This window comes from Micromonospora parastrephiae, from assembly GCF_016802865.1.
Classification (GTDB): Bacteria; Actinomycetota; Actinomycetes; order Mycobacteriales; family Micromonosporaceae; genus Micromonospora; species Micromonospora parastrephiae.
Map to the genome: position 1 here is coordinate 1 of NZ_JAEVHM010000319.1, position 3963 is coordinate 3963.

The 3963-nt window shown below is 72.2% G+C and carries 2 protein-coding genes and 2 pseudogenes; 2 read left to right on the forward strand and 2 right to left on the reverse strand.

The annotated features are described in order from the left end of the window. Window positions 1–187: 187 nt before the first annotated feature. Window positions 188–1717, forward strand: a complete 1530-nt coding sequence (locus JNW91_RS30200; protein ID WP_203178896.1) for a peptide deformylase — start codon at window positions 188–190, stop codon at window positions 1715–1717. A 69-nt stretch (window positions 1718–1786) separates the two neighbouring features. On the opposite strand, the gene JNW91_RS30205 is transcribed toward JNW91_RS30200, so the two are convergent. After that, window positions 1787–2902, reverse strand: coding sequence for a globin domain-containing protein (locus JNW91_RS30205; protein ID WP_203178897.1), 1116 nt, complete (start codon window positions 2900–2902; stop codon window positions 1787–1789). Window positions 2903–3047: 145 nt separating this feature from the next. Here JNW91_RS30205 and JNW91_RS30210 point away from each other — a divergent pair. Then, window positions 3048–3817: pseudogene (locus tag JNW91_RS30210) on the forward strand (CPBP family intramembrane glutamic endopeptidase). Here the strand turns inward: JNW91_RS30210 and JNW91_RS32865 are convergent. Further along, window positions 3778–3963: pseudogene (locus JNW91_RS32865) on the reverse strand (hypothetical protein); the annotation flags it as partial. The pseudogenes JNW91_RS30210 and JNW91_RS32865 overlap by 40 nt on opposite strands.

The window sequence follows — 3963 nt, forward strand, 5'->3', positions numbered from 1 at the left end:
TCGGATCGGGAGGTCCAGGTCACCCCATGACCTGCGCGCACGGCGTACTACCCGTCGACGGCGCCGGAAAACGCGGGAGGATCGGCGGCCGTCGGTGGATTGTCAAGTGGTGTGTCGGCAAAGTGCCAGTTGCGTGTGCGCTCCGCCACGGAACGTGAAACTGATACTCCCGGCCACGAGGAAGCCGATGACGATCTCCCCCCTCGATCGGGCTGCCGACTCCTTCGCGGCCGAGCTCGCCCGACAGCGGACCGGGCGAGGGCTGTCCAAGAAGCAACTGGCCATCCTGATGGGGTTCGACCCGTCCTACGTCAGCCACGTCGAAGGGCGCCGGCACCGCCCCACCGAGGACTTCGCCCGCCGCGCCGAGGCCGTCCTCGAGGCCGGCGGCGCGATCTGGCAGCGCTTCCGGGAGTACGACGACGTCCGGCACGCCCGTACCGGCCAACCGCCGCGCGAGTCGCCCCTCCCCGGCCAGTGGCTGCCACCCGGCACCGGCCTCGTCGTGGAGCGGGAAGCGGCCACCCTCACCCACACCGACGACGGCTACCGGTGCGTCATCCAGCGTGAGCTCTACAACGCGGGCACCGAGCCGGTCACCCGCTACCTGGCCCGGGTCGCCGTCGACCGCTACCCGAACGACCCCGGCCGCTCCAACCGGCACCACCGGGAGCACCCCCTCACCTTCGCAGAGCTGCAACTACAGGCCCGCCGCGACGACGGCGGCGGTGACCCGGAGCCGATGCACTGGCGTGCCAAACACGACCGGGACGCGTTCAAGGAGATCTGGCTGCTCTTCGAGAACGGTGAGCGGCGCTTCCCCCTCTACCCCGGCGACCGGGCCACCATCGAGTACGCGTACTGCGTCGGGAGGGAGAAGTGGGGTCCCTGGTTCCAGCGGGCCGTCCGGCTGCCCACCCGGCACCTCGCCGTACGCCTCGACCTGCCGGCGGCGCTCGACCCACAGGTCTGGGGCGTGGAAACCTCGCTCTCGGCGGAGGAGGGCCCGCTGCGTACGGCACCGCAGCGACACGACGAGGGCGACCGGGCGATCTTCGACTGGCAGACCGACGACCCTCCGCTGAACGCGCGCTACCGGATGCAGTGGCGCTTCCGCGCCCGCCCGGACACCGACCCGGACGTCGACACCGCCGGCGTCCGGGTCCGGCCCAGCGATCGGATGCGCGGAATCGGCATCGTCCAGCGCGGTGCCGACCTGCTCCGCCAGCGGGCCCGCCCATTCGAGCTGCCCGGTGAGGAACAGGTGGCCCGGGACCTCGTCGACCGGCTCACCGCGGTCCTGGTCCGACTCGACGAGCTGCACCCGTTCAGCAAGGGGGTGGGTGTGGCCGCCCCGCAGCTCGGCATCGGCCGGGCGGCGGCCGTGGTGCGGCCCCCGGACCGGTCGGCCGAGCCGGTCGTGCTGCTCAATCCCCGGGTGGTCGACGCCGACCTGGACACCGACGAGCAGTACGAGGGCTGCCTCTCCTTCTTCGACCACCGGGGTCTGGTGCCCCGGCCGCTGCGGCTGGACGTGGAGCACGCCCAGTGGGACGGCAGCCGGATCATCACCTCGTTCGAGTTCGGCATGGCCCGGCTCGTCGCGCACGAGATCGACCACCTGGAGGGCCGGCTCTACGTCGACCGGATGGCACCCGGCGTGCCGCTCGTGCCGGTCGAGGAGTACCGGGAAACCGGGCAACCCTGGCGGTACTGAACAAAGCGGGGACCGGGGCGCGCGCCCCAGGGGGCAGGGGCGCGCGCCCCGGTGTGGGGGGAGGAACGTCTAGAGGTCGCCGAAGGTGTCGTAGCGGATGTGCGGCGGCGGCACGTCGTCCGCGGCCAGCACCCGCAGCGTGGACCGGACCATCCGCGCGGAGCCGGAGACGTAGCAGTCGTGGGTCGTCCACGGGCCGTACCGGGCCACCACGTCCGGGATGTCACCGACCTCGCCGTCGAAGTCCGGGTCCTCGCTGCACGCCGCCGTCACCGACAACCACGGGTGTACGGCCACCAACTCCTGCAACCCGGCCAGGCCGTACAGGTTGGCCGCCTGACGGGCGCCGTAGAAGACGTGCACCCACCGGGTGCGGTTGTAGGTGGCCAACTCCTCCACCAGCGCCTTGATCGGCGCGAGACCGACCCCGCCGGCCACGCAGAGAATGTCCCGCTCCGACGACCGGTCCAGGGTCATCGACCCCATCGGCGCGGCCAGCCGCAGCAGGTCACCCGGCTGCACCCGGCGGACCAGCGCACCGGACACCCAGCCCGCGCCCGGCGTCCGCACGTGGAACTCCAGGACGTTGTCGTCGTTCGGAGCGTTCGCCACCGAGTACGTCCGCCACACCCGGGGGTGGTGGCGCGGCACCTCCAGGCTGACGTACTGGCCGGCCTGCCAGCGCAACGGATGCTGCAACGCCCGGCAGGTCAGCACGGCCGTGTCCGGGCCGTACCGCTCGTGGGTCAGCACCTCGGCGTGCCAGAACGGCGGGTTGTCGTCGGCCGCCGCCCCGGCGATCATCTTCGCCGAGATCGCCGCGTACGCGTCCCGCCACGCCTGGTCGTACTCCAGGTTCCAGCTCTCGCCGGCGGTGCTGCGCAGCGCGTCCAGCAGCGCGACGCCCATCGTCGCGTAGTGCCGATCGTCGACGTGGTACTTGCGGTGGTCACGGCCCAGCGCCCGGAGGAACTCGTCGAAGCTCTCCGGGTCGTCCACCGTCTGGACGGCCGTGATGATCGCTTCCAACAGGCGGTCGCCCTGGCCGGTCATCTGCACCGGGAAGAGCTGACGCAGGGCGGGGTCGAGCAGGAACAGGCGGGCGTAGAAGTGCCCGCTCAGCCGGTCCCGGTCCTCCTCGACCAGGGTCCAGCTCTCCTTCAGCAGCCGCGCGACGTCATCCACGGGGTGCTCCTTCTCCAGACGGCAGCGGATCGGGCGCCCATAGAATCTCCACGGAGAGTGCCGACCGGTCGCACAGAATGTGCGATCGGTTCACGCCGGCCGGTCGGCCCTGCCAGCGGGGCGACCCGTCGGGCAGAGTGGTGCGGTGACCGTTGAGCTGACCCGCCCGGTGTCCCGCCGGCTCCTGGGGACCGAGACGCTGCTGGTCCTCGGCCTGTCCCTCGGCCAGTCGGCGGTCTACGCGGTGGTCTCGATCATCGCGAAGTTGACCGCGACGGGCCGCTCTCCAAACAGACCGCATCGCTGAACACCTCGGCGTCGGTCCGCCCCTGGCTGGACCTGACGTACCAGCTCCTCGGCATCGTCTTCGCGCTGCTGCCGGTGCTGCTCGCCGTACACCTGCTCAGCCGTGACCCCGGCGACCCGGCGCGGACCCTCGGCCTGGACGTTCGGCGGCCCGGCCAGGACCTGGCCCGCGGTGCCGGCCTCGCCGCGCTGATCGGCCTGCCCGGGCTGGCCCTGTTCTGGGTGGCGGCCCAGCTCGGCGTCAACGCCACGCTCGTGCCGGCCGCGCTGCCGCCGGTCTGGTGGGCGGTCCCCGTGCTGATCCTCGCCGCCGTGCAGAACGCCGTGCTGGAGGAGGTGATCGTGGTCGGCTACCTGGTCACCCGGCTGCGCCAACTCCAGTGGCGGCTCGCCGCGATCATCGCGGCCAGTGCGCTGCTACGCGGCTCGTACCACCTGTACCAGGGCTTCGGCGCGTTCGTCGGCAACGCGGTGATGGGCGTGGTCTTCAGCCTCTTCTACCTGCGTACCCGCCGGGTGATGCCGCTGGTCATCGCGCACACCCTGCTCGACGTGGTGGCCTTCGTCGGCTACGCGTCGCTGCCCCGCGAGTGGTTCGACTGGCTCTGACGCGGCCGGTAGGCGGCCACTGCCCGGGCCGCGAGACGGTCGGCCGCCGCCGCGTCGCCCAGTGCCGCCGCGAGCACCGCCGCACCCCGGCACAGCCGGGACGCCAGCCCGCAACACCCAGCCACCCGCCGGCCTGCGCCGTGAGG

Coding starts and splice junctions, on each gene's coding strand:
- JNW91_RS30200 (WP_203178896.1), top strand. CDS start 188: ATGACGATCTCCCCCCTCGATCGGGCTGCCGACTCCTTCGCGGCCGAG.